This window comes from Streptomyces sclerotialus (genome assembly GCF_040907265.1).
Taxonomy (GTDB): Bacteria; Actinomycetota; Actinomycetes; order Streptomycetales; family Streptomycetaceae; genus Streptomyces; species Streptomyces sclerotialus.
Genome location: NZ_JBFOHP010000002.1, coordinates 4,811,325 through 4,837,432 on the forward strand (window position 1 = coordinate 4,811,325; position 26,108 = coordinate 4,837,432).

Consider the following 26,108-nt stretch of genomic DNA (forward strand, 5'->3'; position numbering starts at 1 on the left):
ACTCCGGCCCCTCCGCACGCCCCGCTCGCGGAGCGCTCAGGCGCCCTCCACCGCCGCCGACGGTGCGATCTCGTCGGCGTGCTCGCCCGTGACCAGGTACACCACACGCTTGGCCACCGACACCGCGTGATCGGCGAACCGCTCGTAGTAACGGCCCAGCAGCGTGACGTCCACCGCCGTCTCGATGCCGTGCTTCCAGCGGTCGTCCATCAGGTGCTGGAACAGCGCGCGGTGCAGCAGGTCCATCGCGTCGTCGTCCTGCTCCAGCTGGAGCGCCAGGTCGACGTCCTTGGTGATGATGACCTCGCCGGCCTTCGCCATCAGGCGCTGCGCCAGCTGCCCCATCTCCAGGATCGTGGCGTGCAGGTCCCGCGGCACCGCCGTCTCCGGGAACCGCAGCCGCGCCAGCTTCGCGACGTGCTGCGCCAGGTCACCGGACCGCTCCAGGTCCGCGCTCATCCGCAGCGACGTGACGACGATCCGCAGGTCCGTGGCCACCGGCTGCTGGCGCGCCAGCAGGGCTATGGCCCGGGCCTCCAGGTCCCGCTGCAGATCGTCTACCTTCTCGTCGCCGGCGATCACGTTCTCCGCCAGCTTCAGGTCCGCGTCGAGTATCGCCGTGGTGGCGCGCCCGATCGCGGAGCCGACGAGCCTGGCCATCTCGACCAGGCCTTCGCCGATCGAGTCAAGCTCCTCGTGGTACGCGTCCCGCATCAGTGACCTTCTCTCGCATCGAGTCTTACGGTGTGGGGCCTGCGACGCCCGTCCCTTACGGTGCGGGCCTGTGACGCCCGTCGCCCTCCGGGCCCGTGCCCTGCGTGGTTGCGAGGGCTGCGCCCCTGGTGGCGTGGGTCTAGGATCCCCACGCTCCCACGTTCGGGGCCGGATGCGACCGGTTCGCCCATCCGGAGTGAACCAGTACCGACGTGAAGGTGAACTCTCGGCAACGGGTGTTCGAGGTGACCCTCTGACGGCTGTGGAACTGTCACAACCGGCGCATAACCTGGACTCATGAACGTGGACGCGGCCATCGCCGCAGTGGCAGCGATCGCCGGATGCTGTACCGGCGTGATCGCCATGCTGGCGTTCCGCTGGAGCGAACGCGACCAGGCCAAACCCACCCGTACCTCCCTGCACACCGACGCCGTCCTGCCGCCCGGCGTGGACACCGTCCTCTCGGTGCTGCGGTCCTCCGCCGTCGTCCTCGACGAAGCCGACGGCGTCGTCAAGGCCAGCTCGGCCGCGTACGCCCTCGGGCTCGTACGAGGCGGCAAGCTCGCCGTCGACCCGATGCTGCAGATGGCCCGCGACACCCGCAGGGACGGCGAGATACGACAGGTCGAGCTGGACCTGCCGCGCCGCGGCACCGGCCGCGGCGACGCCCTCGCCGTCTCCGCCAGAGTCGCCCCGCTCGGCTCCCGCCTCGTCCTGCTCCTGGTCGAGGACCTCACCGAGGCGCGCCGCATAGAAGCGGTGCGCCGCGACTTCGTGGCCAACGTCAGCCATGAGCTCAAGACCCCGGTCGGCGCGCTCTCGCTGCTCTCCGAGGCCGTCATGGACGCCAGCGACGACCCCGAGGCGGTCAACCGCTTCGCGGGCCGCATGCAGGCCGAGGCCACGCGCCTGACCAGCCTCGTCCAGGAGCTGATCGACCTCTCCCGGGTGCAGAACGACAACCCTCTGGAGGACTCCGAGCCGGTCCGCGTGGACGAGCTGGTCGAGGAGGCCATGGACCGCTGCCGCCAGCAGGCCAGCAGCAAGTCCATCACCATGGCCGTCGGCGGCGCTGCTGACCTCTACGTATGGGGGAACCGCAGCCAGCTCGCCGGCGCCCTCGGCAACCTCGTCGAGAACGCCGTCAACTACTCCCCGGCCCGCACCCGCGTCGGTATAGCCGGCCGCCGCGTCCAGGCGTCCGGCGGCGCGATGATCGAGATAGCCGTCACCGACCAGGGCATCGGCATCTCGGAGAAGGACCGGGACCGGATCTTCGAGCGGTTCTACCGCGTCGACCCGGCGCGCTCCCGCGCCACCGGCGGTACCGGACTCGGTCTCGCCATCGTCAAGCACGTGGCCGCCTCGCACGGCGGGGAGGTCACGGTGTGGAGCTCGGAAGGACAGGGCTCCACCTTCACCCTGCGGCTCCCGGAAGCCGGCGCGGTCCGCGACCGCGACGCCCGCCGGAACGCCGCCGCGACAGACCCGGACGACCTCGATGGCGAGGACGGTCCGTACGACACCTTCAACGGCCCGGCCGTCACCCACCACCACACTTCCCCGGAAGCGCTACGCGCGCCCTATCCTGCCCCGGAGGTCCTTCCGTGACCCGAGTGCTCGTCGTCGAGGATGAGGAGTCCTTCAGCGACGCTCTGTCGTACATGCTCCGCAAGGAGGGCTTCGAGGTCGCCATCGCCGCGACCGGCCCCGACGGACTGGACGAGTTCGAGCGCAATGGCGCCGACCTGGTCCTGCTCGACCTGATGCTGCCCGGCCTGCCCGGTACGGAGGTCTGCCGGCAGCTGCGCGGCCGCTCCAACGTCCCGGTCATCATGGTGACCGCCAAGGACAGCGAGATCGACAAGGTCGTCGGCCTGGAAATAGGAGCCGACGACTACGTCACCAAGCCCTTCTCCTCGCGGGAGCTGGTCGCCCGCATCCGCGCGGTCCTGCGCCGCCGCGGTGAGCCGGAGGAGGTCACCCCGCAGGCCCTGGAGGCCGGTCCGGTCCGCATGGACGTCGACCGGCACGTCGTCACGGTTTCCGGCGGCAAGGTCGACCTGCCGCTCAAGGAGTTCGACCTGCTGGAGATGCTGCTGCGCAACGCCGGCCGGGTGCTCACCCGTATGCAGCTGATCGACCGGGTCTGGGGCGCCGACTACGTGGGCGACACCAAGACCCTCGACGTCCACGTCAAGCGCCTGCGCGCCAAGATCGAGCCGGACCCGGGCGCCCCGCGCTACCTGGTCACGGTCCGCGGCCTCGGATACAAGTTCGAGCCGTAGGCCGGCCCGTACCCGCCGGCCGGCCCGTACGACACGCGTCGCTCCAGCGCTCCGCCCCGATACCGGGTGGGGCGCTTGTGGCGTTGCCGGCCTGCCTGCCGTACACGCGCCCGCGCCCGTCGCGTACGGCCGCGCCCTCCGTGGGCACAGCCGCGCCCGCCGTGCTCCCGCTGGGCGGCGGGGCACGGCGGGCGTCAGCCGGGCCGGGCGGCGCCGGGACGGCGCCCTGCGGCTCAGTGACCGGCGTGCGCGGACTCCGCGTCGGAGGCGGCCTCGGACGGCTTGCCCGACTCCGACGGCTTCCCGGAAGCGGACTCGGACGGCGAGGCGGTGCCCGACGGCGTCGCGGAGCCGGACTGGCCGGGCTGCGGGACCTCGGCCGGGCCGTACTCCTTGAAGTAGCTGTTCGCCGGGACGACGAACGCCCGCAGCGACACCTTGCCGGTACGGCTGAAGTCGAAGGTCACGGGCTGCGCGTCGCCGTCCTTGACGGCCTCACGGCCGCTGGCCAGGACGGCCGAGGCGTTGCCCTTGCCGCCGATGACGACGGAGCCGCCGGCCGGCACGGTGATCTTGCCGGAGCCCTTGGCGGGCTTCAGTTCGGCCTGGTTGCCGCCGTCGAGCGTCACCGAGTCCAGGGTCTGGTCCTTCGCGCCGTCGTTGAACAGCGTCGCGGACACGACGGCCGGGCCCTTGGCGTCCGGCTTCGGCTGGGTGATCACGGTGGCGTTCTGGATCTTGATGTCGCCGACGGAGGTCGCGGCGTTGTCCGGCTTGACTTGCAGCGTCGCGGCGTCGTTTCCGGCCCCGCACGCGGAGAGCGAGGCGATCGAGAGCGTGAGGACGGTGGCGGCGAGGGCGCCGCGTCGAAGGCTGCGGCTCACGGCGGCGGCATCTCCTAGGACGAGCTTCGGCGGCCGAACGGTGATGCCCGGTCGCGGGTGGACGGCTGGGGCGGCCGTTCCGTACGCCGTCTGCCGGCGCCGTACGTAAAGCCGCCCTAAGGGTGTGTCAGCGCCGCTAGGTTACCGAGCCGCCCTTCCGTCCCCGCACCCGACCCGCCCCTGAGCGATCACGCACCGGCCACACGCTCACGACCGGCGGGCCGGGACGCGTCCGTCCCGCCTCCCGGCGGCCTCGCCGGCGGCGCGCGGCCGGATTGCCGAAGTCCTCACCGGAACTGCCGGAAGAATTCACCTGACGCCCGTTCGAGTGGCCGCCGCGGACGAATCCGCCGGGCCCGCCGCAGGAATAGCGGCAATGGCAAAGGAATGCGCCGCGTCACACGAATTGATCATGTCTGGTGCACCCGGCCGGGTGACGGGATGATCAATTCTCGATTCGGACGGGAGTGATCCTGAGAGGCCGAACGGAGTAGTGGAAGCACGCCATCCGGATCCTCGCAAAACGGGACGTTCGTCCTCTCGATCAGGCTCTTCCGGACGTGTGACGGACGCGTTTCGCTCTGCTCAAGAAGCGGCTCCGACCTGCGAATACCTGCTTCCGGCAGGCGGCCGATGCACGTCACGACCGTCGTTGTCAAGCCCCGAGATACGCCCTGACCTGCGAAAACGCCATTCAGAACCAACCGTTCCCGTGTTAGGATGGATAGCCACGGAAGGGGTACCTGTCACATGACGTTCAAGGTTGGCGACACCGTGGTCTATCCCCATCACGGGGCCGCGCTGATCGAGGCCATCGAAACTCGCCAGATCAAAGGCGTGGACAAGACCTACTTGGTGCTGAAGGTCGCCCAGGGCGACCTGACGGTTCGTGTGCCAGCGGACAATGCGGAGTTCGTCGGTGTGCGCGATGTGGTCGGCCAGGACGGGCTCGACCGGGTCTTCGAGGTGCTTCGCGCACCATATGCCGAAGAGCCGACGAACTGGTCCCGTCGCTACAAGGCAAATCTCGAAAAGCTCGCCTCCGGCGACGTGATCAAGGTCGCCGAGGTTGTTCGCGACCTTTGGCGCCGTGAGCGTGAGCGCGGACTCTCCGCAGGTGAGAAGCGCATGCTCGCCAAGGCCCGCCAGATCCTGGTGAGCGAGCTCGCCCTCGCGGAGAACACCAACGAAGACAAGGCCGAGGCTCTGCTCGACGAGGTCCTCGCGTCCTGACGCCCGACGCTGCCGGGCCTCCACGGAGATCGCCCTCAGTGGTGGTGCTCGGCGGTGCTCAGCACGAAAATGCCGCGGTGCCCGAGCGACGACTGCTTCCCCCGGAAGCGGTCCGTTGCCGGGCGCTGCGGCATATCTGGCGCGACCGACGGCCCTCGCCCTGCCTGGCGTCGTCCGCCCTGCCCGGCGGTCGCCGAAGGCCGGAAGTCCCGTCGGCGTCCGAGCCCAGTCGGTGTCTGTGATCCCCGCGCGGTCCGAGGAAAACCCTCTTCCGCTCCGAGGTGCGCGGATGTGCCGGGCCCGGGCAGCTGGCTCGACCGGTCGTCACGGAAGGGTCCGGTCGGGGCGTCGCGCCCGGCACGGTGTGGCCATACCCACCCCGGCCGAGTAAACAAACCTGTCGCTCGAAATTCGGGGTGCGACCCCCGGCTCACGGAGTGCAACCGATGTCTGAAGATTCCCGCCGACTTCGCACGGCGGCGGTCATCCCCGCGGCCGGCCGCGGCGTACGCCTCGGGCCCGGCGCCCCCAAGGCCCTGCGCGCGCTGGCCGGCACACCCATGCTCATCCACGCCGTACGCGCCATGGCGGCCTCCCGCGCCGTCTCGCTCGTCGTCGTGGTCGCGCCGCCCGACGGCGCGTCCGAGGTCCGCGCGCTGCTGGACAGCCACACGTTCCCCGAGCGCACCGAGCTGCTCGTCGTACCCGGCGGCGAGACCCGCCAGCGGTCCGTGAGCCGCGGCCTGGAGGCGCTGCCCGACGACGTCGACGTGGTCCTCGTCCACGACGCCGCGCGGCCCCTCGTGCCGGTCGACACCGTCGACACCGTGATCGCCGCCGTACGGGCCGGTGCCCCCGCGGTCGTACCGGCCCTGCCGCTCGCCGACACCGTCAAGGAAGTACGGCCGGATCCCGACGGTGAGAACGAGCCGGTGGTGGGCACGCCGGAGCGCGCCCGGCTGCGCGCCGTACAGACCCCGCAGGGCTTCGACCGCGCCACCCTGGTCAAGGCCCACACGACCGTCACCTTCGACGGCGAGGGCGCGACCGACGACGCCGGCATGGTCGAACGGCTCGGCGCGCCGGTCGTCGTCGTGCCCGGCCACGAAGAGGCCTTCAAGGTCACCCGCCCGCTGGACCTGGTGCTCGCCGAGGCCGTACTGGCCCGCCGGCGGGTGACGGACGGGTACGCCTGAGGGGCGGAGCCTGTTCGAGGCAGGGGCGGGGCGTATACGGGGGCCGCGGGGTGGGCCCCCTACCCGCCTGACGAGCGGGGGCGGAGCGGAGTTCTCGCGCGGTTCGATGTTCACTCGCAAGGAGGAAGTTTTCATGGTCGCGCTGCCCCAGGTGGGGATCGGGACGGACGTACACGCCTTCGAGCAGGGGCGTGAGCTGTGGTGCGCCGGTCTCCTGTGGGACGAGGCGGCGAGCGGCGGCTACGGCCTCGCCGGGCACAGTGACGGCGACGTCGCCGCGCACGCCGCCTGCGACGCCCTCTTCTCCGCGGCCGGCATCGGCGACCTCGGCGCGCACTTCGGTACGAGCCGCCCCGAGTGGTCCGGCGCCTCCGGCGTGACCCTGCTCGCCGAGGCCGCCCGCATCGTCCGGGCCGAGGGCTTCGAGATCGGCAACATCGCCGTCCAGGTCATCGGCGTACGCCCGAAGATCGGCAAGCGCCGCGAGGAGGCCCAGAAGGCGCTTTCGGCCGCGGCCGGCGCGCCCGTCGCGGTCTCCGGCACCACCACCGACGGCCTGGGCCTGACCGGCCGCGGCGAGGGACTGGCCGCACTGGCCACGGCGTTGGTGTACCGAGCGGGCTGAGCGCGGGCCGGGGCTGAGCGCGGGCCGGGGCGCCCGAGGCGGGGCGTCCGAGGCGGGGGAATGCGGTGCCGTGTCAGCACATTGCTGGAGTACCGACCCGGCCCCGGCCACCTCATGAGCCGTATACCGCCCCACACCGCCGTGAAGTGACATGGAACACCCGTCAGTGTCACGCTTCTGTGTTCCCGTGGCCCATCGGGTCGCGGGGCACTGCCTCATTCCGTCTACCCTTGATGCGTGACCATTCGCCTGTACGACACCAGCGCCCGGCAGATCCGTGACTTCACCCCGCTCACGCCGGGCTGCGTCTCGATCTACCTGTGTGGCGCGACCGTGCAGGCCGCCCCGCACATCGGGCACATCCGGTCGGGACTGAACTTCGACATCATGCGCCGCTGGTTCGAGTACCGCGGCTACGACGTGACGTTCGTGCGCAACGTCACGGACATCGACGACAAGATCATCAAGAAGTCGGCCGAGCAGGGCCGCCCGTGGTGGTCGATCGGGTACGAGAACGAGGTCGCGTTCAACACCGCGTACGACACCCTCGGCTGCTTGCGGCCGACGTACGAGCCGCGCGCGACCGGCCACGTCCCCGAGATGATCGAAATGATGCGCGGCCTGATCGAACGCGGCCACGCCTACGCCGTCGACGGCAACGTCTACTTCGACGTCCGCTCCTTCCCCGACTACCTCCAGCTGTCCGGCCAGGAGCTGGACAAGCTGAAGCAGCCGTCGGGCGAGGGCGAGACCGGCAAGCGGGACCCGCGCGACTTCGCGATGTGGAAGGCGGCCAAGGAAGGGGAGCCCAGCTGGGAGACCCCCTGGGGCCGCGGCCGGCCCGGCTGGCACCTGGAGTGCTCGGCGATGGCGCACAAGTACCTGGGCGAGCGCTTCGACATCCACGGTGGCGGCGTCGACCTCGTCTTCCCGCACCACGAGAACGAGATCGCGCAGGCCAAGGCCTACGGCGACGAGTTCGCGCGGTACTGGGCGCACAACGCCTGGGTCACGATGAGCGGCGAGAAGATGTCCAAGTCGCTGGGCAACTCCGTGCTCGTCTCCGAGATGGTCAAGCGCTGGCGCCCCATCGTGCTGCGCTACTACCTCGGTACCCCGCACTACCGCTCGATGATCGAGTACAGCGAGGAAGCGCTGCACGAGGCCGAGTCCGCGTTCGCGCGCATCGAGGGCTTCGTCCAGCGCGTCGTGGAGCTGGCCGGGGGACCGGTCGAGCCCGCCGACGAGGTGCCGCTGGCCTTCGCCGAGGCGATGGACGACGACCTGGGCGTCCCGCAGGCGCTGGCGATCGTGCACACCACCGTCCGGCAGGGCAACTCCGCGCTGACCGCCGACGACAAGGAAGCCGCCGTCGCCCGGCTGGCCGAGGTGCGCGCCATGCTCGGCGTGCTGGGCCTGGACCCGCTGGACGAGCAGTGGTCCGGCGGCGGCTCGGAGCGCGGCGAGGACCTGCACGGCGTCGTCGACTCCCTCGTACGCATGGTCCTGGACCAGCGCCAGGCGGCCCGCGCCCGCAAGGACTACGCCACCGCCGACGCGATCCGCGACCAGCTCCAGCAGTCCGGCCTCGCCATCGAGGACACCCCGTCGGGGCCGCGCTGGTCGCTGTCGTGACGGACGGCGATGCCCGCGCCCCGATCGGTGGGCGCGGGCAGTGCGATGTCCTCCCGGTCGCCCGCACAGGCCGTCACGGGCGACACTCATACGTATACACAGCAGACATCCACGTCGCGAGACGTCGAGAGCAGTAAGAGACAGGTGACCCATGGCCGGCAACAGCCAGCGCAGGAACCGCCGCACGTCCAACAAGAAGGGCATGCAGGTCGGCAGCGGCGGACAGCGGCGCCGGGGCCTGGAGGGCAAGGGCCCCACCCCGCCCGCGTCCGCCCGCAAGGGACATGTGAAGAACCGCATCGCCAACGCCAAGGCCAAGCAGGCGTCGCACCGCCGCCCGGCCCCGCGCCGCGGCGGCGCGAAGGGCACGGCGGAGCTGGTCGTCGGCCGTAACCCGGTCGTGGAGGCGCTGCGCGAGGACATCCCCGCGACGACCCTCTACGTCCAGCAGTTCATCGACACCGACGAGCGGGTGCGCGAGGCGCTCCAGCTCGCCACCGAGCGCGGCATGAACCTCATGGAAGCGCCGCGCCCCGAGCTGGACCGGATGACCAACGGGCTCAACCACCAGGGCCTGGTACTGCAGATCCCGCCGTACGACTACGCGCACCCCGAGGACCTCTCGGCGGCCGCGTTCGACAACGGTGAGGACCCGCTGATCGTCGCCCTCGACGGCGTCACCGACCCGCGCAACCTCGGTGCTGTCGTCCGTTCCGTCTCCGCGTTCGGCGGCCACGGCGTGGTCGTACCGGAGCGGCGCGCGGCCGGGATGACGGCGGGCGCGTGGAAGACCTCCGCCGGTACGGCGGCGCGCACGCCGGTCGCGCGCGCCACCAACCTCACCCGTGCGCTGGAGACCTACCAGAAGGCGGGCATGACGGTCGTGGGCCTGGCGGCCGACGGCGACGTCGAGCTCCAGGACCTGGAGGTCCTGGACGGCCCGGTCGTCATCGTGGTCGGCAGCGAGGGCAAGGGCCTCTCCCGCCTGGTCGGCGAGACCTGTGACGTACGCGTCCGCATCCCGATGCCGGGTGGCGCCGAGTCGCTGAACGCCGGCGTCGCGGCGGGCGTGGTGCTCTGGGAGGCGGCCCGCCGCAGGGCGTGACGTACGCGCATGCGTGCGCGCCTCGCGGGGGCGGATGGTCGGTTGTCCGCCCCCGCGTGCGCAGTCTCTCCGGCCACTTCCCGGGGCAGTCGCATACCGGGGCGAAGCAGCCTAGGAAGAGATCGGGGAAACGGTCTCGGAAGTGGCCTGGGAACCGGCCATAACCCCGGGCAGAACATCACCCTCCGTACAACCCGGGAAGTTTTGACGGGTCTCGGACAGATCGACGCGGTCAAGGCAGTGTCTTAAACGCTGGTCACTCGGTTAGATGAGCGTGGACACCAGAACACCCCGCACGCCTACGGGGGGACGCTCGCCGGGCTTCGATGACGAGCCGGTACTGAGCTCGGTCAAGGTGCCGTGCGACCCCGCGCAGGTCATCGTCAATCACGCCAGTTTCCGCGTGCAGCTCGCGGCCCCCGTGTCGGCGGGCGCCGCGCGGGGTGCCACGGCCGGCGCCGCATCCGGTACCGGACCGGCCGCGACCGGCCGCACCCGGCGGCGCGCGCCCGTCGTCTGGAGCGGCCGCACGACACCGGGCGACACCTCGGCGCCCACCACCCAACTCCTGCACGCCGTACGGAACAGCGAGGGCGGCCGGAGCGACGACGCGGGCGCGACCCAGGTCCTGCCCCGGGTGCTGCCGGACGGGACCGCCGCCTACGCACCGCCTCCGTCGGCCGGTGTGATCGGCCCCCGTGGCGCCTCCGACGACACCGAGCTGATGCCCCGGCTCCCGCAGTCCCGCCCCACGGACGACACCTGGTCCGACGGCACGTACGCCGGGTCCGAGGGCGACGCGTACGTCACGGCGGGCGCGGGCGCCGGCGGGGGCGCCGGCGGGGTCGGTACGTGGCACGACGGAGCGCACACCGGCGCTCACGACCCCCACTCCGGCTCGTACGCCACGACCGACGGCGCGTACGCCGGTTCGTACGCCGACCCGTACGCCGATTCGTACGGTGATGCATACGGTGCCCCGTCCGGAGGGACCGGTGACTCCGGCGCTGCCGGACGCGACGGGGACGAAGGCCCGTACACCGACGCCGAATTCGAGCCCCGCCATGGCGACGGCCGCCGTTTCGCCGGCGACAAGCAGGCGTTCTACCCCGACCGCCGGATGAACCTCGGCGTCGTCCTGCTCCCGCTGCGCGTCTTCCTCGGCTTCATCACCGTCTACGCCGGCATGGGCAAGCTCTGCGACCCCGTGTACTTCGACGGCGGCGAGCGCGGCTCGATGGTCAAGTGGCTGGAGTCGCTGCACCCTTGGGCGCTCGCCACGCCGCTGCGCGACTTCGCCCTCGCGCACCCGGTCGGCGCCGGCCTCACCGTCGCCTTCCTCCAGGTCGTCGTCGGCGTACTGACCATCTGCGGCCTGTGGCAACGGGTCGCCGCCTCCATGGGCGCGCTGCTCTCGGCGGCCCTCCTGATGACCGTCAGCTGGCGCAACGTGCCTGTGTACGACGCCCCGGACATCATCTACCTCGCCGCCTGGAGCCCGCTGATCATCGCGGGCGCGCCCGTCTACTCCCTGGACGCGCGGCTGGCCGGCGAGGCCTGGCGCAACCTCGGCCCCCGCGTCGAGGTCTGGGACCTGCGGCGCCGGGTGCTGCGCCGCGGCGCCGTGATGACCGCGGTGGTCGCCGGTCTCACGCTGCTCATCGGCTCCCTTCTCGGCGGCGCCGTACGGTCCGCCTCCGGCCCGACGGTCCCGAAGCCGGGTGAGCCGCCGACCAACAGCCTGCCCGGCCGCCCGCTGCAGACCCACCGCGAGGACCCCGGACGTACGGAGAGCGGCCGCACGGGCGGCACGACCCAGGGCAGCGCCTCGCCCACCGCCGGCGCCTCCCGCGGTACGAACTCCTCGGCCACCCCGTCGGCCTCGCAGCCGAGCACGGCCAGGGAGACGGCCGGCGCCACGCAGGGCGCCCAGCCGGGCCGGACGACGAGCGGCCCGCCCCAGCAGTCGGTCCCGGCCGACCCCGCACCCGCCACCCAGCCCCCGACCTCCACGGCCGGCACCGGCGGCGGCACGACGGGCGGCTCCTCCACCGGCGGCTCCTCCTCGGGCGGCTCCTCAGGAGACTCCGACGGGGGTGGGGAGACGCTGGGCGGGCTGCTGGGGTGATGTCGGGCCCGGGAGCGGTTCCGGGTCCGGGTTCGGGTCCGGGGCCGAGTTCGGGTCCGGGGCCGAGTTCGGGACTGCTCCCGGACTCGAACTCGACCCAAAGCCCCTGACCGTGTACGGCTCCGGCCGTATCTACATACAACTGCCACCCCCTTCGCGGCCTTTACGGGCGGTGAGGGTGGGTGGCGGACGTACGTGTGTGGGCGTACGTGTGTGGGCGTACGTGTGTGGGCGTACGTATGCGGAGGTACGTGCGCGGAGGTACATGCGCGGAGCTACGTGCGCAGGGGCATCAGGTGCGGCTGGCTGCGGCCTCACCGCGCTGAGCGGGAGCGCTGCCCTGGCCAGGGTGGGATCCCTTGCCGCGTCCGTGTCCCCTACGTCACTGCCCCTGCCCGTGGCTGTATCGAGCGAGTTCGCTCGCCGCCTCGGTGAGGTCCTTGGCCGTGTCGATCGCGCGCCAGTAGGCACCGTGCGGCAGCGGGAAACCGGCCAGCCGGCGCTCGCGCGCGAGCCGCGGGAACGTCATGCGCTCATGGTCGCCACGGTCCGGCAGCAGGTCTGTGAAGGCCGCGGAGAAGACGTACACACCCGCGTTGATCAGATACGGCGACGGCGGCGCCTCGATGAAGTCCAGCACGTGCCCGAAGGGGTCGGTCTCGACGGCACCCCAGGGAATCCGCGGCCGGGCCAGCGCCAGCGTGGCCTCCGCGCCGCGTTCGTGGTGGAAGTCCGCCATCTCGCGCAGGGAGAAGCGGGTCCAGATGTCCCCGTTGGTCGCGTACCAGGGCTGACCGGGACGGGGAAGAGAGGCGGCGGCGTACTTCAGCCCGCCACCACGGCCCAGGGGTTCGGTCTCCACGACGGTGGTGACGTGCAGGGGAAGTTCGGCCTCCGCCAGCCAGTCCTGGAGGACCTCGGCGAGATGGCCGCAGGAGATGACCGCGTCGGTGACGCCTTCGGCAGCCAGCCAGGCGAGCTGATGGCCGATGATCGGGGCCCCGGTGCCCGGGATCTCGACCATCGGCTTGGGCCGGTTGTCGGTGTACGGGCGGAGCCGTGAGCCCTGGCCGCCTGCCAGGACCACGGCCTGCGTGGGATGCGGGTACGGGACACCTGTCATGATCCGCACCCTATGCGCTGGCTGTGGTGGCTGTGGTGGCTGTGGTGACTGTGCAGGACCTGGCGTCCGCGGCGATCGTGGCGGCCGTCCTGAAGCCGGAGGCCGTCCTGAAGCCGGAGGCCGTCCTGAAGCCGGAGGCCGTCCTGGCCCTGGCGGCTGTGCTGCCGATCAGGCAACAAGCGCCGAGCCCTGTCACCCGGCTTCCCGTCCGTCGGGCAGCCGTACAGCCGTTGGTCGCACGACGGCCAGCAGCACGGCCGTTGATCGTGTGGCCGGCAGCCGTAAGACCGTTGGTCGCACGACCGGTAGTCGTACGACCAACGGCGCGGCTCACGGCGATACGCCCTTCACCACATCGATCACCACATCGGTCACCACATCGTTCTTCACATCGTTCTGTCACTACGCGCACTGCGCGCAGCACCCGGTGAGCCGTCACTGAGCAGTGGCGACCCCGCTCGCGAAGGACGTGTCACAGACGGGCCGCGAGTACGCCTGGGCGCGGTGCGCGGCGCCGTACTTCTGAACTGCGGCACGGCCCAGCGCTCGGGCGATGGACGCGCAGTGCTTGGCCATCGACGGCCGCTTGGTGGTGGCCTCCTGGAGGTGGGTGAGGGCGGTCCCCGGGTCCTTCTCCTGGAGGTCGGCCAGCAGCCGGTCCCGCAGGACGTCCTGCGGGGCACGCTGGCGGGCCTGGTGACTGGTCTGGTGGTTGGCCGCCGTACCGGACGACGCGGTGAGCATCTGCGACTCGGAGGTCGGCGAGGCCCACGGTACGCGGGTGACGGCGAGCGTCCCGGAGAGTACGAGGACGACGGGCAGGACGAGAGCGAGAGTTCGGCCGATACGCCGGGCTGCGGAGTTCACGTCCGTGATGGTAGCGAGCGGTGATGATATGGCGACATTTAGTCACCCGGTCGAGGGATGAATTCGCCTGTCGAGTGCTAAATGATGTTGACGCACACTGCTCGAAATGGCGGAACTGCCGGGGTATTTGTCGACAACAAGAAAGCCCCGTACCTCCCCACCCGGCCCCCCATCTCAAACCGACCGGCCCGACCGTGCCCCGGTGCGGTCCGATCCGGTGTCGTGCGGCGCGGCGCGGCGCGGTTCGGTCCGGCCCGGCCCGGCCCGGCCCGTTGTCGTCCGGTGCCATCCGTCCCGGTGTGGTCAGGCCAGGGCCCGCCGAAGCCACGGGGGAGGACCGCCCACCCACGCGACGACGGGGCGGCCCTCCACTCAGGAAGCCCGCCCCGCCCGAAGCCATCACCTGCCAGCTGCGCTGACGGCCGCCGACAGCCACCCTTTCGGGCGCCTGCCCACGTTCAGCCACTCGACGACCGAGCCGCTTTCGACGGCCGAGCCACTTTTGACGACTCAGTCGCTGAGCCGCTCACCGGTAGACGTCGAGAAGACGTGCGTCTCGCCGGGCCGCGGCACGACGTGCAGCTGGGCGCCCTTCTCCGGCACCTGCCGCCCGTTCACGCGGACGACCAGGTCCTTGACCTCGCCACCGACATCGGCCGTGCCGTACACGTACCCGTCCGCGCCCAGCTCCTCGACCACGTTCACGGTGACGGCGAGCCCCGCCGGCGCGTCCGCGGCCTCCTTGGCGAGCGTCTTCGCGGCGCCGCCGTTCTGCTCCACGACATCGAAGTGCTCGGGCCGGACGCCGACGGTGACCGTACGGTCGCCCTTGTCCGCCGCCGCGCTCAGCGCCTCCCGGCTCACCGGCACGACACTGTTCCCGAACTTCACGCCGCCATCGGTGATCGGCACCTCTACGAGGTTCATCGCGGGCGACCCGATGAAGCCCGCGACGAACAGGTTCGCCGGCCGGTCGTACATGTTCCGCGGCGAGTCGATCTGCTGCAGCAGACCGTCCTTGAGGACGGCCACCCGGTCGCCCATCGTCATGGCCTCGACCTGGTCGTGCGTGACGTACACCGTCGTGATCCCGAGACGGCGCTGCAGTCCGGCGATCTGCGTACGCGTCTGCACGCGCAGCTTCGCGTCGAGGTTCGACAGCGGCTCGTCCATGAGGAACACCTGCGGCTCACGCACGATGGCACGGCCCATGGCCACGCGCTGCCGCTGACCACCCGAGAGCGCCTTCGGCTTCCGCCCCAGGTACTCGGTCAGGTCCAGGATCTTCGCCGCGTCCTCGACCTTCTGCCGGATCTCGGCCTTGTTCACGCCCGCGATCTTGAGCGCGAAGCCCATGTTGTCCGCGACGGTCATGTGCGGGTAGAGCGCGTAGTTCTGGAACACCATGGCGATGTCCCGGTCCTTGGGCGGAAGGTGCGTGACGTCGCGGTCGCCGATCCGGATCGCGCCGCCGTTGACGTCCTCCAGGCCCGCGAGCATCCGCAGGGAGGTGGACTTGCCGCACCCGGACGGCCCGACCAGGACGAGGAACTCCCCGTCCTCGATCTGGATGTCGAGCTTGTCGACGGCGGGCTTGTCGGAACCCGGGTAGATCCGGGTCGCCTGGTCATACGTGACCGTAGCCATGGTGATGTTTCCCTTCACCGGCAGGAACGTGCCGGACGATCCGAGTAAAGGAAGGAATGGGGCAGCCCGGTGCGTCGGTGGTGTAGTCCACTTCACACGAGCTGCCAGGGACGGTACCCGCACCGGCACCCGGTGTCAGTAGGTCGGACATCACGAAATTCGCACGCCAGGTAACCTTCAGCCCTGGGTACACTTCACCAGACACGCCTCCTTAGCTCAGCTGGTCAGAGCACCGCTCTTGTAAAGCGAAGGTCGTCGGTTCGAATCCGACAGGGGGCTCAGAGCGCTGAACAGCACAAACGCCTCGGGCCGGGATCGGTTCGAGGCGTTTGGCGTGTTGTCGCAGGGGCTCGGGCATCGGTTGAGTTCAGCCTTGGTGGTTCGGTCAGGGCATCGGTGGCCGGTTGCGGCGGGTGGGAGGAAGCAGGAGACCTTCGTCTGCGGTCTGCGGTCTGCGGTCTGCGGTCTGCGGTCTGCGGTCTGCGGTCTGCGGTCTGCGGTCTGCGGTCTGCGGTCTGCGGTCAGGGCTGTGCTGGTCTTCTGGTCCGTTCGGCAGCGGTCGGTGGCGCCTTCCGTTGTTGTGTCGTTGGTGGAGATCTGCTGCTTCAGTGATGCCGGGCGTGGTGCCGTGGTGGGGGAAACGGGGCAGTTGAGAAGTCAGGGGATGATCGGGGGTCGGGTGCGTCGGTGGCTTCTAGACTGCAGGTCCCTTCGTGCGCCGGGCCGGGCGGAGGGCAGTGACTTTGCCGAGGCGGAGAGAGGTAGGCCATGGGGGAGAGCCGTGACGAAGAAGCTGTCTCCAGGGAAGAGATCCGAGCCGAGTGGCGTGCCGTCGTCGAGGCCGGGGAAGCGCTGCCGGGATCGGGGCTCGATACGCTGAGTGCCCGTATGCGGGCCACGGGGAACTGGCCGGAGGACCTCCGCTCGGCACCGATGATCATCGATACGGACATCGGTGGTGACGCGGACGATGCCCTGGCGGTTGTGGCGGCGGCCCGTTCGCTGCCTCGGCTGGCCCTGGTGCTCACCAGCGACGAGACCGGGCCGGCTGTCGGTTACGGTGCGAGGGCGCGATTTGCCAGGCTGTTGCTGGACCTGACCGGCCGCACGGATGTGGCGGTGGCGTCGGGCGTCTCTCTTGGGGACACCCGGTACTTCTGCGCGGACGGCCTGGTACCCGGTGAGCTCCCTTCGCAGCCGGCTGACGTGGTCGGGGCGGTGCGCGCCGTGTGCGCGGCTGTGCCGGGGCCCGTGCAGTGGGTCGGCATGGGCCCTCTCAGTAACCTGGCACTGGTTCTGGAGGCCGCTCCCGAACTGGCCTCGCGGCTCCATGTGACCCAGATGGGCGGGGCGCTGAACTATCGCGACCCGAGCCGTGCCGAGCACAACTTCCGGTTGGACGTTCCGTCCGTACACCGGATCTTCGACGCGGTGAACAGGGGACTGCTGCCGACTCCGTACTTCGTCACCTCCGAGGTCACCTTCACCTCGGCCATGGAAATCACGGCCGACCACCCCGTCCACCGGACCCTTGCCGCACCGGACGCGCCGGCCTGGGCTGCGCTGCTGGCGGCGCACACGCGGCAGTGGTTCGCGCGTTTCCACCCGGGCACCATCCAGCACGATGCGCTGACCCTGTCGGCCGCGCTCCAGCTGCCCTTCGTCGACTTCGACAAGATGCCGGTGGCGGTGGACGGCATCGGGCGGACCTCCCGCGCCGATGCAGGTGTACCGGTCTGGCTGAGCCTGTCGGCTCGTTACCCCGCTTTCATGCACTGGCTTTCGCAGCGGCTCGACCCGGTCTGGCAGCCGTCGGAAGCGCATGCATGATGGCGGTGCATCCCGTTGATGAGCTGTACGGCCATGTCGCTGACATCCACACGGCATACGGGCTGACGGATCCCGCGCAGCGTCAGGCGGTGGAGGAGGCGTACGACGTCTTCCGCGAGCACAGCGGTCCGTTCATGGTGTCCGTCGCCGCGGAGATGCTCGACGACCTGCGGGCGGACGTACGGCAGAACCCTGATCAGGTGATCGCATTTCTCGGCCGGGACGGGCACAGTCTGGCCGCGGCCGTGCGCGGACTGGACCCGGAGTTCTTCGACCAGCACTGCCGCGAGGTGGTGGTGTCCAGGGCCGTGGTCGACGCGGCGCTCCAGGACCTGGAGAAGAACGCCGGAGAGAGCTTCCCGGAGGCCGAGGCGTTCCGCGGTGCCCGTAACAAGGTGAACCCCGCGGACGTCGATGGTTCCTATCGTCATCTCACCGACTACCTCCGTGCCTCGGGGGTCCCGATGGGACTGCCGGGCAGTTCGGTCACCGTGGTCGACACCAGTTTCAAGGGGACGGTCCAGGAACTGATGTCCGCGGCCTATCCGCAGACGCAGATCCAGGGGCGTTACGCGTTCCTGGCGATCTCCCCGCAGGACCCCCACCCGGCAACCAAGCAGGGCTACGTCTTCCATCAAGAACCGGACGCCGTCTGGCAGGGGCTTCCCCAGTCGTACCTGCCGGAACAGCGGTCGCAGACCTTCGGCAACCAGGACGCGCTCGGCGTCATCGAGGAGACGCTGCACGGGCCCCTGGCCAGTCCGCTGAGCGTCACCGCCCAAGGTCCCCGGCAATTACCGCAGCAATTGGACCAGCAGCCGCTGGTGGGCATCAACCCGGTGGTCGTCGCGGATCAGTACCGTGATCCGAAGGTGCGCGAAGCCGTCAAAGCGGCCGCCGTGCTCGCCGTGCACGACAGCGCGCTGGAGGCAGCCCGGAGCCGGGACGCGGGGCGTGACTGGAAGGGCGAACTGCGCCAGGCGCGGGAGCGGTTCACCGATCAGGTGCGGTCCTGGGTCTCCCGGGACGGCCGGACGGACGGCAGGCTCGCCCCTGTCCTGGACAGCTTCGTCCGGCGCGCGGACAAGAACGTCGTCAAAGACCTGGACAGAGCGCTGAAACAGGCGGGCGTTCACCAGCGGGAGGCCGTTCCGCTGTGGAAACGGTACGGCGAGTTGACGAGCCTGGAGGAGAAGAAGCAGTTCCTCAAGGACGCCACCACGCCGGTGCCGGGGAGCGGCAGTACGCCGCAGGAACACCTTCGTGGTGTCGTGGCGGCGTCAGCGACCTCCCTTTCGTCGAAGGCCGGCGGCGCGGGAACATCGGTGGCCGAGGCGGCGAGACTCCACCGCAGAGGGAAGACCTCCGGAACCTCTGGCGCGCAGAACACCACCAATTCGCCTACCACCAATTCGCCTACCGGCAAGGCGCCTACCGGCAAGGCGCAGACCGGCAAGACGCAGACCGGTAAGGCGCAGACCGGTAAGACCCAGGGCACCGGGCCGCGGTGGGTACCCCGACAGCCGGGAAACCCACCACCGGGTAACAACAACGGTGGGCCGAAACGCTGAGGCAGCCGGGCTCGGGTGTCGTCGTGCTCGGGTGGCCTCGTTGGTGCTCGCGCGTAGGTGTTGCTCACGTAGGGACGGTGTCAGTCGCAGTGTTCGCGGTACCGGGCCGTGGTGTTCCGCGGTGTCGGTCGAGGGCGGGTGGGGTGATTGCGGCGTAGGTTCGAGGTATGGCGACTGCTGAGGGGACGACGGAGGGGGCGGGGAGCGTGGGGATGACGGCTGGTGAGGGTGTGCGGGCTGGGATCACGCGCGAGGACTACGAGCGGCGGATGGCGCGGGTCGGGCGGGCGGCGGCGGATGCCGGGCTGGCCGGGGTGATCGTTACGCCGGGGCCCGATCTGGTGTGGCTCACCGGGTACCGGCCGACCGCCGTCACCGAGCGGCTGACCGCGCTGGTCGTTGCTGTCGACCGGCGGCCGCGTCTGTTGGTGCCCGTACTGGAGCGGGCGGACGCGCAGCACGCGGCCGGTGCCGGCGCGACCGAGATCCTGGGGTGGCGGGACGGCGAGGACCCGTATGCGGTGCTGGCGGAACTGCTGGAGCCGGAGCGGCGGTACGGGATCTCGGACTCGGCGTGGGCGATGCATCTGCTGGGGCTGCAGCGGACGTTGCCGGGGAGTGCGTACGCCTCGCTCACGGAGGCGTTGCCGATGCTGCGGGCGGTCAAGGACGCGTACGAGGTGGAGCGGCTGGCGGCGGCGGGTGCGGCCGCGGACGCCACGTACGAGGAGATCCTGGGTGTGCCGTTCGCGGGGCGCCGGGAGTGTGACGTGGCGGGGGACCTCGCGCGGCTGCTGCTCGAACACGGGCACAGCCAAGTGGACTTCACGGTGGTGGGTTCCGGGCCCAACGGGGCTGATCCGCACCACGAGGCGGGTGACCGGGTCATCGAGGACGGTGACATGGTCGTACTGGACTTCGGTGGCCTGAAGGACGGGTACGGCTCGGACACGACGCGCACCGTGCACGTGGGCGAGCCGACCGCGGAGGAGCGGAAGGTCCACGATCTGGTGCGGGAGGCGCAGCAGGCGGCGTTCGAGGCGGTGCGGCCCGGGGCCGCGTGCCAGGACATCGACCGGGTGGCGCGGAAGGTGATCAAGGCGGCGGGGTACGGCGAGTACTTCATTCACCGGGTCGGGCACGGCATCGGAGTGACGACGCACGAGCCGCCGTACATGGTCGAGGGCGAACACTTGCCCTTGGTGCCGGGGATGTGCTTCTCGATCGAGCCGGGGGTCTACCTGCCGGGGCGGTTCGGGGTGCGGATCGAGGACATCGTGACGTGTACGGAGACGGGCGGGCGGCGGCTGAACAACACGGCGCGGGAGATGGGGATCGTTAGGTAGGCGGTAGGCGGTAGGCGGCGGGGCAGCGCCCGTTTCCCGGCGGCCCCGCCCCGGCCGCCGGGGGACGGGCGTGCGCGGTCGGGAGGGCGGGGCGCGGCGGGTGGCGTCGGCGCTCGCCTCTGTCGCCGCGACGGGGGTTTCCGCAGGTCGGGGCGGGTGTCGGGGGGATTGTCAGTGGTGGGGTGCAGGATGGGTCGGGACGAGGGCGAAGTCGGGTGGTCGGCTGGCCGGGGGTCGGGCGATGCCGACGACGAGGGGTTCGTCAGGGGCGTGTGTGCGGTTGGGGGCCGTGGGCGGAGACGGAGTGGTGCGGGATGAGCGGGGATCGTGCGGCCGGGCCGACCGGGAGCGTTGGGGGGACCGGGAGCGCCGGGCGGGCCGGGGGAGCAGGAGGGGCCGGGGGCGCCGGGCCGGCGAGGCGGGCGGTGCGGCGGCCGGACGTACGGCTGCCGGAGTTGGTGGCGTACGACGGAGGGGAGTGGGAGCCGGAGGGGGATTACGACGGGCTGGAGTTCGCGGACGCGGACTTCGGGGGACAGTCGGCGCGGGGCGCGCGGTTCCTCGACTGCGCGGTGCGGCGGTGCGCGTGGGACGAGACGGTGCTGAGCCGGGCGCGTTTCCTCGACAGCGTGCTGGAGGGGGTGCGTGGGGTCGGCACGGACCTGTCGGGGGTGTCGCTGCGCGATGTGGAGGTACTGGACGCGCGGCTCGGCGGGGTGCAGTTGCACGGTGCGGTGCTGGAGCGGGTCGTGGTGCGGGGAGGGAAGATCGATTTCCTGAACCTGCGCCAGGCCAAGCTGCGGGACGTCGCCTTCGAGGAGTGCGTGCTGGTGGAGGCGGACTTCGGCGGTGCCGAACTGGAGCGCGTGACGTTCGACGGCTGCACCTTGACGCGTACGGATCTGAGTGAGGTGCGGATGCGGGACGTCGATCTGCGGGGTGCGGCGGCGCTGGACATCGCACGGGGCGTCGACCGGCTCGCGGGTGCGGTGATCAGCCCGTCACAGCTGATGGACCTGGCGCCGGCGTTCGCGGCCCAGGTGGGTGTGCTCGTGGAGTGAGTGAGGGGGAGGGAGCGAGGGAGAGAGTGAGGGGGAGGAGGGAGTGGGGGGAGGGAGTGATGGAGGGGAGGGGGAGGTGATCAGACGCGGGGGTAGCGGGCCTGGAGGTCCCATACGAGGGGGTTGTCGTCCAGCCCGTCGTGCATGTCGGTGAGGTCGGCGATCAGGTCGTGCAGGAAGTCGCGGGCCTCGCGGCGTAGCGCGGCATGGTTGAAGCTGAGGGGGGCCTCTTCGACCGGCATCCAGTCGGCGGTGATGTCCACCCAGCCGAAACGGCGCTCGAACAGCAACCGGTCGGTCGACTCGGTGAAGTCCAGCTCCGCGTGTTGCGGGCGGGCGGCGCGGCTGCCGTGCGGGTCGCGGTCGAGCTGCTCGACGATGTCGCAGAGCGCCCAGGCGAAGTCCAGGACGGGGACCCAGCCCCACGACGTGGACAGCTCCCGGTCCTTCTCGGTGTCGGCGAGGTAGACGTCTCCGCAGAACAGGTCGTGGCGCAGCGCGCGGGTGTCCGCGGTGCGGTAGTCCGTCTGCGGAGGGTCCGGAAAGCGCCGCGAGAGCGAGTAGCCGAGGTCGATCACGTAGGTGATGGTCGCATGTCGGTCGAGGTGATCGCTCGGGCCGGGGGCCGGGTCGGGGGCCGGGCCGGGACTGGGGTCAGGGTCAGGGCTGGGGGCAGGCCAGGGCTGTGGTCAGGGTCAGGGTCAGGGCTGGGGGCAGAGGCAGGGCTGTGGTCGGGGTCAGGGGCCAGGGCTGGGGGCAGAGGCAGGGCTGTGGTCGGGGTCAGGGGCCAGGGCTGGGGTGGTCAGGGCTGGGTGAGGATACGGGGGCCGTCGTGGGTGACGGCGATGGTGTGCTCGAAGTGGGCGGCGCGGCTGCCGTCCGCCGTGAGCAGCGTCCAACCGTCGTTCGCCGTGTAGTACGCGTCACCGCCGCCGGAGAGGAACATCGGCTCGAGGGCGAGGACGAGGCCGTGGCGGAGTACGAAGCCGCGACCGGGGCGGCCTTCATTGGGTACCGACGGGTCCTCGTGCATGTGGCGGCCCACGCCGTGTCCGCCGAAGTCCGCGGAGATGCCGTAGCCGGCGGCGCGGCCGATGCTGCCGATGGCGTGCGAGATGTCACCTATGCGGGCACCCACCACGGCGGCCGCGATTCCGGCCTCCAGGGCGCGCCGGGTGGTGTCCATGAGGCGCTGGTCCTCAGGGCGCGGCGTGCCCACCGCGACGGTGATCGCCGCGTCGCTCGCCCAGCCGTCCACCACCGCGCCGCAGTCGATGCTGAGCAGGTCGCCGTCGCGCAGCCGGTAGGAGCTCGGGATGCCGTGCACGATCGCGTCGTTGACGGAGGTGCAGATGGTGGCGGGGAAGGGGGTGGGGGCGAAGGACGGGCGGTAGTGGAGGAACGGGGAGGTGGCGCCTGCCTCGCGCAGGATCGCGCGGGCGACCTCGTCCAGTTCGCTCAGCCGGGTGCCGGGGGTGGCGGCGGCGCGAGTGGCCGCCAGGATGTCGGCGACGACGCGGCCCGCGGGGCGCATGGCGTCGAGGGCGGTGTCGGTCTTGATCTCCACCATGGTGGGTCCTCCGTATTCGGGGCGCGCTGCGTGCCGCTGATCGTGCATGCCGCTGATCGTGCATGCCGCTCATCGCCTGTGGCTCACTGCCCGTCGACGCGCGCCAATTTTTATACCGGTATTTGTTTACCGGTATTAGTATCACAGCATGGTTCGTACACCACTCACTCCGTGGGAACGCGAGCGCGGCGAGCGGCTGGGGGCACTGCTGCGGGCGGCGCGCGGCGAGCGCAGCATGGTCGAGATCGCGGCGGCTGCGGGGATCTCCGCGGAGACGTTGCGCAAGGTCGAGACGGGGCGGGTGCCGACGCCCGCTTTCTTCACCGTGGCGGCTCTCGCCACGACGCTCGGGCTCTCGCTCGACGAGTTGGCAGTGTTTGCCGCACCGCCGACGGAGGGCGCGGTGGCCGAAGGGGCCGCGGGGGCTGGTGGTGCTGCCAGCTCAAGGCCGGTGCGCGTCGAGGCCGCCTGAGGTCGCCCGAGGTCGCCCGAGGTCGCTCGAGGGCGCCTGAGGCTGCCTGAGGGCACCTGAGGCAACCTGAGATCGTTCGAGGCCACTGAGGGTGTGCCTGAAGATGCCTGGAAGGGGCCTGGAAGGTGCCTGAGGGGCTGCGGACGCGGCTCTTGAAATGGGCTGCGGACGGCTCCGAGGGGGCGCGGTCGACTCTCAGGGCGGAGGGCGGAGGGCGGAGGGCGGAGGGCGGAGAGCGGAGGGCAGAGGGCGGAGGGTGTGGTGCTCTGCGGGCGGACCGGGAACGGCGAAGGCCGCCTGGTCCGCGGGGGCGGGCAGGCGGCCTTCGTCAGTGCTGTCGGGAATCGGGTCAGACGTTGACGCCGAAGTCCTGGGCGATGCCGACCAGGCCCGAGGCGTAGCCCTGGCCGACCGCGCGGAACTTCCACTCCGCGCCGTTGCGGTACAGCTCGCCGAAGACCATCGCGGTCTCGGTCGCCGCGTCCTCGCTGAGGTCGTAACGGGCGATCTCGGTGCCGCCGGCCTGGTTCACGATGCGGATGAAGGCGTTGCGGACCTGGCCGAAGTTCTGGCTGCGGTTCTCGGCGTCGTAGATGGAGACCGGGAAGACGATCTTCTCGACGTCGGCGGGCAGCGCGGCGAGGTTGACGTTGATCTGCTCGTCGTCGCCCTCGCCCTGGCCGGTGAGGTTGTCACCGGTGTGCACGATGGACTGGTCCGGCGTGGCCTTGTTGTTGAAGAACACGAAGTGCTGGTCCGAGTAGACCTTGCCGCTCGGGTTGACCGCGATCGCGCTCGCGTCGAGGTCGAAGTCCGTGCCCGTGGTGGTGCGGACGTCCCAGCCGAGGCCGACCGTGACGGCGGTCAGGCCCGGAGCCTCCTTGGTGAGCGAGACGTTGCCGCCCTTGGACAGGCTTACAGCCATGGGAGTGCCCTTTCCTCGTCGAATCGTCGGGCTCCGTACTCCGGACGAAGCTACCGTCACCCTGCACAACGTCGGCCGAGGACCATGAGGTTCCAGCTATCTTTACTTTCTTTGCCAAGTCCTGACGGGTGCCGGGGACGCGTTGTGTGCCTCGGGCGGCTGGGTGGCTGGGTGATCGGGGAAATGCGGGTGACGGGCCGGGGGCGGGCGCGGGATCATGGGGGCATGTCCGGGCCCTATGTCATCCGCGGTTCGGTCGTCCTTCCGGAGGCGGAGCTGCTCTGGCGCTTCTCGCGGTCGTCCGGGCCGGGCGGCCAGCACGTCAACACCTCCGACAGCCAGGTGGAGCTGCGCTTCGACCTTGCCAGGACCGAGGCGCTGCCCGAGGTCTGGAAGGAGCGCGCGCTGCAGCGGCTGGGCGAGCGCGGGCGGCTGGTGGACGGCGGCGTGGTGTCCGTACGGGCTTCGGAGCACCGCTCGCAGTGGCGGAACCGGGAGACCGCGGCGGTCCGGCTCGCCTCCTTGCTGGCGGAGGCGTCCGCGCCACCGCCGAAGCCGCGCCGTAAGACGCGGATTCCGCGGGGTATCAATGAGCGCAGGCTGCGGGAGAAGAAGCAGCGCGGCGAGACCAAGCGGGGGCGCTCGGGCCGCGACTGGCACTGAGTCCCGACCGCGGTCTCGCCCGAGACAGGCGGCCGGTGCCGGGGCCTCGCCAACGCCCGAGACAGGCCGGTGTCCGTCTGAGACAGGCGGCCGGGCCTGGGGCCTCGCCAGCGCCCGAGACAGGCCGGTGTCCGTCCGAGACAGGAGGCCGGTGCCTGGGGCCTCGCCAGCGCCCGAGACAGGCCGGCGCCTGCCCGAGACAGGAGGCCGGTACCTGGGGCCTCATCAACGCCTGAGCCAGGCCGGTGCCCGGGAGCCCACCGGTGCCTGAGGAGCCAGACCGGTGCACGGGAGTCCACCGGTGCCTGAGGAGCCGGGCTGGTTGTCGGGCTGGTTGGCGGGCCGCTTGGCGGGACGCGGTGGTCGTCTCTCGGGCGGTCGGTCGCCTCAGCCCAGCTTTCGGTAGCGGCCGCGGAAGTACGTCAGGGGATTGCTCTCGACGTGCGGGGTGTGGGCGGTCAGGACACGGCCGATGGTGAGGGTGTGGTCGCCGGCCACGACGCGCTGTTCCGTGCGGCACTCCATCGTGGCGAGCGCGCCCTCCACGAGTGCGGCGCCCGTCTTCTCGCCCCGTACGTGCGGGACGCTCGCGAAGAGGAGCCGGTCGCTGAGACGGCCCTTCATGGAGAACTGGCCGGCGATGTTGCGCTGGCCCTCCGTCAGGACCGAGACGGCCCACAGGGGCTGCCGCTCCAGGATGTCGTCCATCCGGGATTCGTTGCGGACGCTGACCATGACCAGCGGGGGGTCGAGCGAGACGGACATGAACGCGGTGGCGGTCATTCCCGCGTCCTCCCCGGCAGGGATGCCGCCGTCGCCGGGGCCGTCCCCGTCGCCGGGGCCGTCGCCCTCGGCCGGGTCGTCCTCCGGGTCGAGGGCGGTGATCAGTACGACCCCGGCAGCGAGCCGGGACAGGGCAGCACGGAACTCGTCGGCACTCACCCCATCAGCATGCGGGATCACCTCCGAGCGAGGGCCGATCGCCTCCGGGCGCGGGTCGGTCGCCTCCGGGTGCGAGTCGATCGCCTCCGGGCGAGCATCGGTCTCCCTTGAGGGGCTCGCCCCCGCCTCCGGGCCCGGCCCCGCGTCCGTACGCGATCCAGGGCCAGGAGCGGAGCCAGGGCCAGGAGCGGAGCCAGGGCCGGGAGCGGGGTCAGGGGCAGGCATGGAGCCGGCAGGCTGGGTGGTGACGGCGGCGGCGGGGTTGTTCGTGAACACGTCATGA

The 26,108-nt window shown here is 71.0% G+C and carries 23 protein-coding genes and 1 tRNA gene; 15 read left to right on the top strand and 9 right to left on the bottom strand.

Annotation, left to right across the window (positions count from 1 at the left end):
- Nucleotides 1-36: 36 nt before the first annotated feature.
- Nucleotides 37-714, bottom strand: coding sequence for a phosphate signaling complex protein PhoU (phoU, locus tag AAC944_RS21430; protein ID WP_030610165.1), 678 nt, complete (start codon nucleotides 712-714; stop codon nucleotides 37-39).
- A gap of 297 nt (nucleotides 715-1,011) precedes the next feature.
- Between phoU and phoR the strand changes: the two genes are divergently transcribed.
- Both phoR and phoP read left to right on the top strand, forming a co-directional pair.
- Complete coding sequence (gene phoR, locus AAC944_RS21435; RefSeq protein ID WP_030610162.1) at nucleotides 1,012-2,325, top strand: two-component system sensor histidine kinase PhoR; 1,314 nt, start codon at nucleotides 1,012-1,014, stop codon at nucleotides 2,323-2,325.
- Between the two features lie 5 nt (nucleotides 2,326-2,330).
- Nucleotides 2,331-3,002, top strand: coding sequence for a two-component system response regulator PhoP (phoP, locus tag AAC944_RS21440; RefSeq protein WP_465270440.1), 672 nt, complete (start codon nucleotides 2,331-2,333; stop codon nucleotides 3,000-3,002).
- A gap of 233 nt (nucleotides 3,003-3,235) precedes the next feature.
- On the opposite strand, the gene AAC944_RS21445 is transcribed toward phoP, so the two are convergent.
- Entirely contained in the window at nucleotides 3,236-3,886 is a 651-nt protein-coding gene (locus AAC944_RS21445) for a copper chaperone PCu(A)C domain-containing protein (protein WP_030610158.1), read from the bottom strand.
- 750 nt (nucleotides 3,887-4,636) lie between these two features.
- Between AAC944_RS21445 and AAC944_RS21450 the strand changes: the two genes are divergently transcribed.
- From AAC944_RS21450 to AAC944_RS21475, 6 genes are all read left to right on the top strand, one after another.
- Entirely contained in the window at nucleotides 4,637-5,119 is a 483-nt protein-coding gene (locus tag AAC944_RS21450; RefSeq protein WP_003953493.1) for a CarD family transcriptional regulator, read from the top strand.
- A 446-nt stretch (nucleotides 5,120-5,565) separates the two neighbouring features.
- Entirely contained in the window at nucleotides 5,566-6,315 is a 750-nt protein-coding gene (ispD, locus tag AAC944_RS21455) for a 2-C-methyl-D-erythritol 4-phosphate cytidylyltransferase (RefSeq protein ID WP_030610155.1), read from the top strand.
- A 133-nt stretch (nucleotides 6,316-6,448) separates the two neighbouring features.
- Nucleotides 6,449-6,940 (top strand): 2-C-methyl-D-erythritol 2,4-cyclodiphosphate synthase, encoded by a 492-nt coding sequence (ispF, locus tag AAC944_RS21460; protein WP_030610152.1) that lies wholly within the window; start codon nucleotides 6,449-6,451, stop codon nucleotides 6,938-6,940.
- A gap of 237 nt (nucleotides 6,941-7,177) precedes the next feature.
- On the top strand, nucleotides 7,178-8,575 hold the full coding sequence (cysS, locus tag AAC944_RS21465; protein WP_030610149.1) for a cysteine--tRNA ligase: 1,398 nt from the start codon (nucleotides 7,178-7,180) through the stop codon (nucleotides 8,573-8,575).
- 151 nt (nucleotides 8,576-8,726) lie between these two features.
- Nucleotides 8,727-9,680, top strand: coding sequence for a 23S rRNA (guanosine(2251)-2'-O)-methyltransferase RlmB (rlmB, locus tag AAC944_RS21470; protein WP_030610146.1), 954 nt, complete (start codon nucleotides 8,727-8,729; stop codon nucleotides 9,678-9,680).
- 268 nt (nucleotides 9,681-9,948) lie between these two features.
- A complete protein-coding gene (locus AAC944_RS21475) occupies nucleotides 9,949-11,808 on the top strand; it encodes a DoxX family protein (protein ID WP_078888358.1) in 1,860 nt (619 codons plus the stop codon).
- Between the two features lie 382 nt (nucleotides 11,809-12,190).
- Here the strand turns inward: AAC944_RS21475 and AAC944_RS21480 are convergent, their stop codons facing one another.
- From AAC944_RS21480 to AAC944_RS21490, 3 genes are all read right to left on the bottom strand, one after another.
- Nucleotides 12,191-12,931 carry a nucleotidyltransferase family protein gene (locus AAC944_RS21480; RefSeq protein ID WP_030610140.1) on the bottom strand — a complete coding sequence of 247 codons (741 nt, stop codon included), beginning with the start codon at nucleotides 12,929-12,931 and terminating at the stop codon, nucleotides 12,191-12,193.
- Nucleotides 12,932-13,366: 435 nt separating this feature from the next.
- Nucleotides 13,367-13,798, bottom strand: a complete 432-nt coding sequence (locus tag AAC944_RS21485; RefSeq protein ID WP_030610136.1) for a hypothetical protein — start codon at nucleotides 13,796-13,798, stop codon at nucleotides 13,367-13,369.
- A 510-nt stretch (nucleotides 13,799-14,308) separates the two neighbouring features.
- Nucleotides 14,309-15,445 carry an ABC transporter ATP-binding protein gene (locus tag AAC944_RS21490; protein ID WP_030610133.1) on the bottom strand — a complete coding sequence of 379 codons (1,137 nt, stop codon included), beginning with the start codon at nucleotides 15,443-15,445 and terminating at the stop codon, nucleotides 14,309-14,311.
- 205 nt (nucleotides 15,446-15,650) lie between these two features.
- Between AAC944_RS21490 and AAC944_RS21495 the strand changes: the two genes are divergently transcribed.
- From AAC944_RS21495 to AAC944_RS21515, 5 genes are all read left to right on the top strand, one after another.
- A tRNA-Thr gene (locus tag AAC944_RS21495) sits at nucleotides 15,651-15,724 on the top strand.
- 489 nt (nucleotides 15,725-16,213) lie between these two features.
- Nucleotides 16,214-17,275, top strand: coding sequence for a nucleoside hydrolase (locus AAC944_RS21500; protein ID WP_030610130.1), 1,062 nt, complete (start codon nucleotides 16,214-16,216; stop codon nucleotides 17,273-17,275).
- Nucleotides 17,276-17,280: 5 nt separating this feature from the next.
- Nucleotides 17,281-18,846 (top strand): ABC transporter permease, encoded by a 1,566-nt coding sequence (locus AAC944_RS21505; protein ID WP_368396394.1) that lies wholly within the window; start codon nucleotides 17,281-17,283, stop codon nucleotides 18,844-18,846.
- A gap of 212 nt (nucleotides 18,847-19,058) precedes the next feature.
- Nucleotides 19,059-20,192 carry an aminopeptidase P family protein gene (locus AAC944_RS21510; protein ID WP_030610125.1) on the top strand — a complete coding sequence of 378 codons (1,134 nt, stop codon included), beginning with the start codon at nucleotides 19,059-19,061 and terminating at the stop codon, nucleotides 20,190-20,192.
- 314 nt (nucleotides 20,193-20,506) lie between these two features.
- On the top strand, nucleotides 20,507-21,253 hold the full coding sequence (locus tag AAC944_RS21515) for a pentapeptide repeat-containing protein (protein ID WP_078888356.1): 747 nt from the start codon (nucleotides 20,507-20,509) through the stop codon (nucleotides 21,251-21,253).
- A gap of 80 nt (nucleotides 21,254-21,333) precedes the next feature.
- On the opposite strand, the gene AAC944_RS21520 is transcribed toward AAC944_RS21515, so the two are convergent.
- Nucleotides 21,334-21,831 (bottom strand): hypothetical protein, encoded by a 498-nt coding sequence (locus AAC944_RS21520; RefSeq protein ID WP_030610119.1) that lies wholly within the window; start codon nucleotides 21,829-21,831, stop codon nucleotides 21,334-21,336.
- Between the two features lie 224 nt (nucleotides 21,832-22,055).
- Nucleotides 22,056-22,823 (bottom strand): type I methionyl aminopeptidase, encoded by a 768-nt coding sequence (map, locus tag AAC944_RS21525; RefSeq protein ID WP_030610117.1) that lies wholly within the window; start codon nucleotides 22,821-22,823, stop codon nucleotides 22,056-22,058.
- A 148-nt stretch (nucleotides 22,824-22,971) separates the two neighbouring features.
- Between map and AAC944_RS21530 the strand changes: the two genes are divergently transcribed.
- Nucleotides 22,972-23,295, top strand: a complete 324-nt coding sequence (locus AAC944_RS21530) for a helix-turn-helix domain-containing protein (protein ID WP_030610115.1) — start codon at nucleotides 22,972-22,974, stop codon at nucleotides 23,293-23,295.
- Between the two features lie 349 nt (nucleotides 23,296-23,644).
- Here AAC944_RS21530 and AAC944_RS21535 read toward each other — a convergent pair whose 3' ends face one another.
- Nucleotides 23,645-24,220, bottom strand: coding sequence for a TerD family protein (locus tag AAC944_RS21535; RefSeq protein ID WP_030610113.1), 576 nt, complete (start codon nucleotides 24,218-24,220; stop codon nucleotides 23,645-23,647).
- 225 nt (nucleotides 24,221-24,445) lie between these two features.
- On the opposite strand from AAC944_RS21535, the gene arfB reads away from it, so the two are divergent.
- Nucleotides 24,446-24,883 carry an alternative ribosome rescue aminoacyl-tRNA hydrolase ArfB gene (arfB, locus tag AAC944_RS21540; protein ID WP_030610111.1) on the top strand — a complete coding sequence of 146 codons (438 nt, stop codon included), beginning with the start codon at nucleotides 24,446-24,448 and terminating at the stop codon, nucleotides 24,881-24,883.
- Between the two features lie 387 nt (nucleotides 24,884-25,270).
- Here the strand turns inward: arfB and AAC944_RS21545 are convergent, their stop codons facing one another.
- Nucleotides 25,271-25,906 carry a flavin reductase family protein gene (locus AAC944_RS21545; RefSeq protein WP_438272833.1) on the bottom strand — a complete coding sequence of 212 codons (636 nt, stop codon included), beginning with the start codon at nucleotides 25,904-25,906 and terminating at the stop codon, nucleotides 25,271-25,273.
- Nucleotides 25,907-26,108: the final 202 nt, after the last annotated feature.

What these genes read in the sequence shown, in the direction of transcription:
- phoU (WP_030610165.1), bottom strand. Translation starts at nt 714, where the DNA reads ATGCGGGACGCGTACCACGAGGAGCTTGACTCGATCGGCGAAGGCCTG.
- phoR (WP_030610162.1), top strand. Translation starts at nt 1,012, where the DNA reads ATGAACGTGGACGCGGCCATCGCCGCAGTGGCAGCGATCGCCGGATGC.
- AAC944_RS21450 (WP_003953493.1), top strand. Translation starts at nt 4,637, where the DNA reads ATGACGTTCAAGGTTGGCGACACCGTGGTCTATCCCCATCACGGGGCC.
- ispD (WP_030610155.1), top strand. Translation starts at nt 5,566, where the DNA reads ATGTCTGAAGATTCCCGCCGACTTCGCACGGCGGCGGTCATCCCCGCG.
- ispF (WP_030610152.1), top strand. Translation starts at nt 6,449, where the DNA reads ATGGTCGCGCTGCCCCAGGTGGGGATCGGGACGGACGTACACGCCTTC.
- rlmB (WP_030610146.1), top strand. Translation starts at nt 8,727, where the DNA reads ATGGCCGGCAACAGCCAGCGCAGGAACCGCCGCACGTCCAACAAGAAG.
- AAC944_RS21475 (WP_078888358.1), top strand. Translation starts at nt 9,949, where the DNA reads ATGAGCGTGGACACCAGAACACCCCGCACGCCTACGGGGGGACGCTCG.
- AAC944_RS21480 (WP_030610140.1), bottom strand. Translation starts at nt 12,931, where the DNA reads ATGACAGGTGTCCCGTACCCGCATCCCACGCAGGCCGTGGTCCTGGCA.
- AAC944_RS21490 (WP_030610133.1), bottom strand. Translation starts at nt 15,445, where the DNA reads ATGGCTACGGTCACGTATGACCAGGCGACCCGGATCTACCCGGGTTCC.
- AAC944_RS21500 (WP_030610130.1), top strand. Translation starts at nt 16,214, where the DNA reads ATGGGGGAGAGCCGTGACGAAGAAGCTGTCTCCAGGGAAGAGATCCGA.
- AAC944_RS21510 (WP_030610125.1), top strand. Translation starts at nt 19,059, where the DNA reads ATGACGGCTGGTGAGGGTGTGCGGGCTGGGATCACGCGCGAGGACTAC.
- AAC944_RS21515 (WP_078888356.1), top strand. Translation starts at nt 20,507, where the DNA reads ATGAGCGGGGATCGTGCGGCCGGGCCGACCGGGAGCGTTGGGGGGACC.
- map (WP_030610117.1), bottom strand. Translation starts at nt 22,823, where the DNA reads ATGGTGGAGATCAAGACCGACACCGCCCTCGACGCCATGCGCCCCGCG.
- AAC944_RS21530 (WP_030610115.1), top strand. Translation starts at nt 22,972, where the DNA reads ATGGTTCGTACACCACTCACTCCGTGGGAACGCGAGCGCGGCGAGCGG.
- AAC944_RS21535 (WP_030610113.1), bottom strand. Translation starts at nt 24,220, where the DNA reads ATGGCTGTAAGCCTGTCCAAGGGCGGCAACGTCTCGCTCACCAAGGAG.
- arfB (WP_030610111.1), top strand. Translation starts at nt 24,446, where the DNA reads ATGTCCGGGCCCTATGTCATCCGCGGTTCGGTCGTCCTTCCGGAGGCG.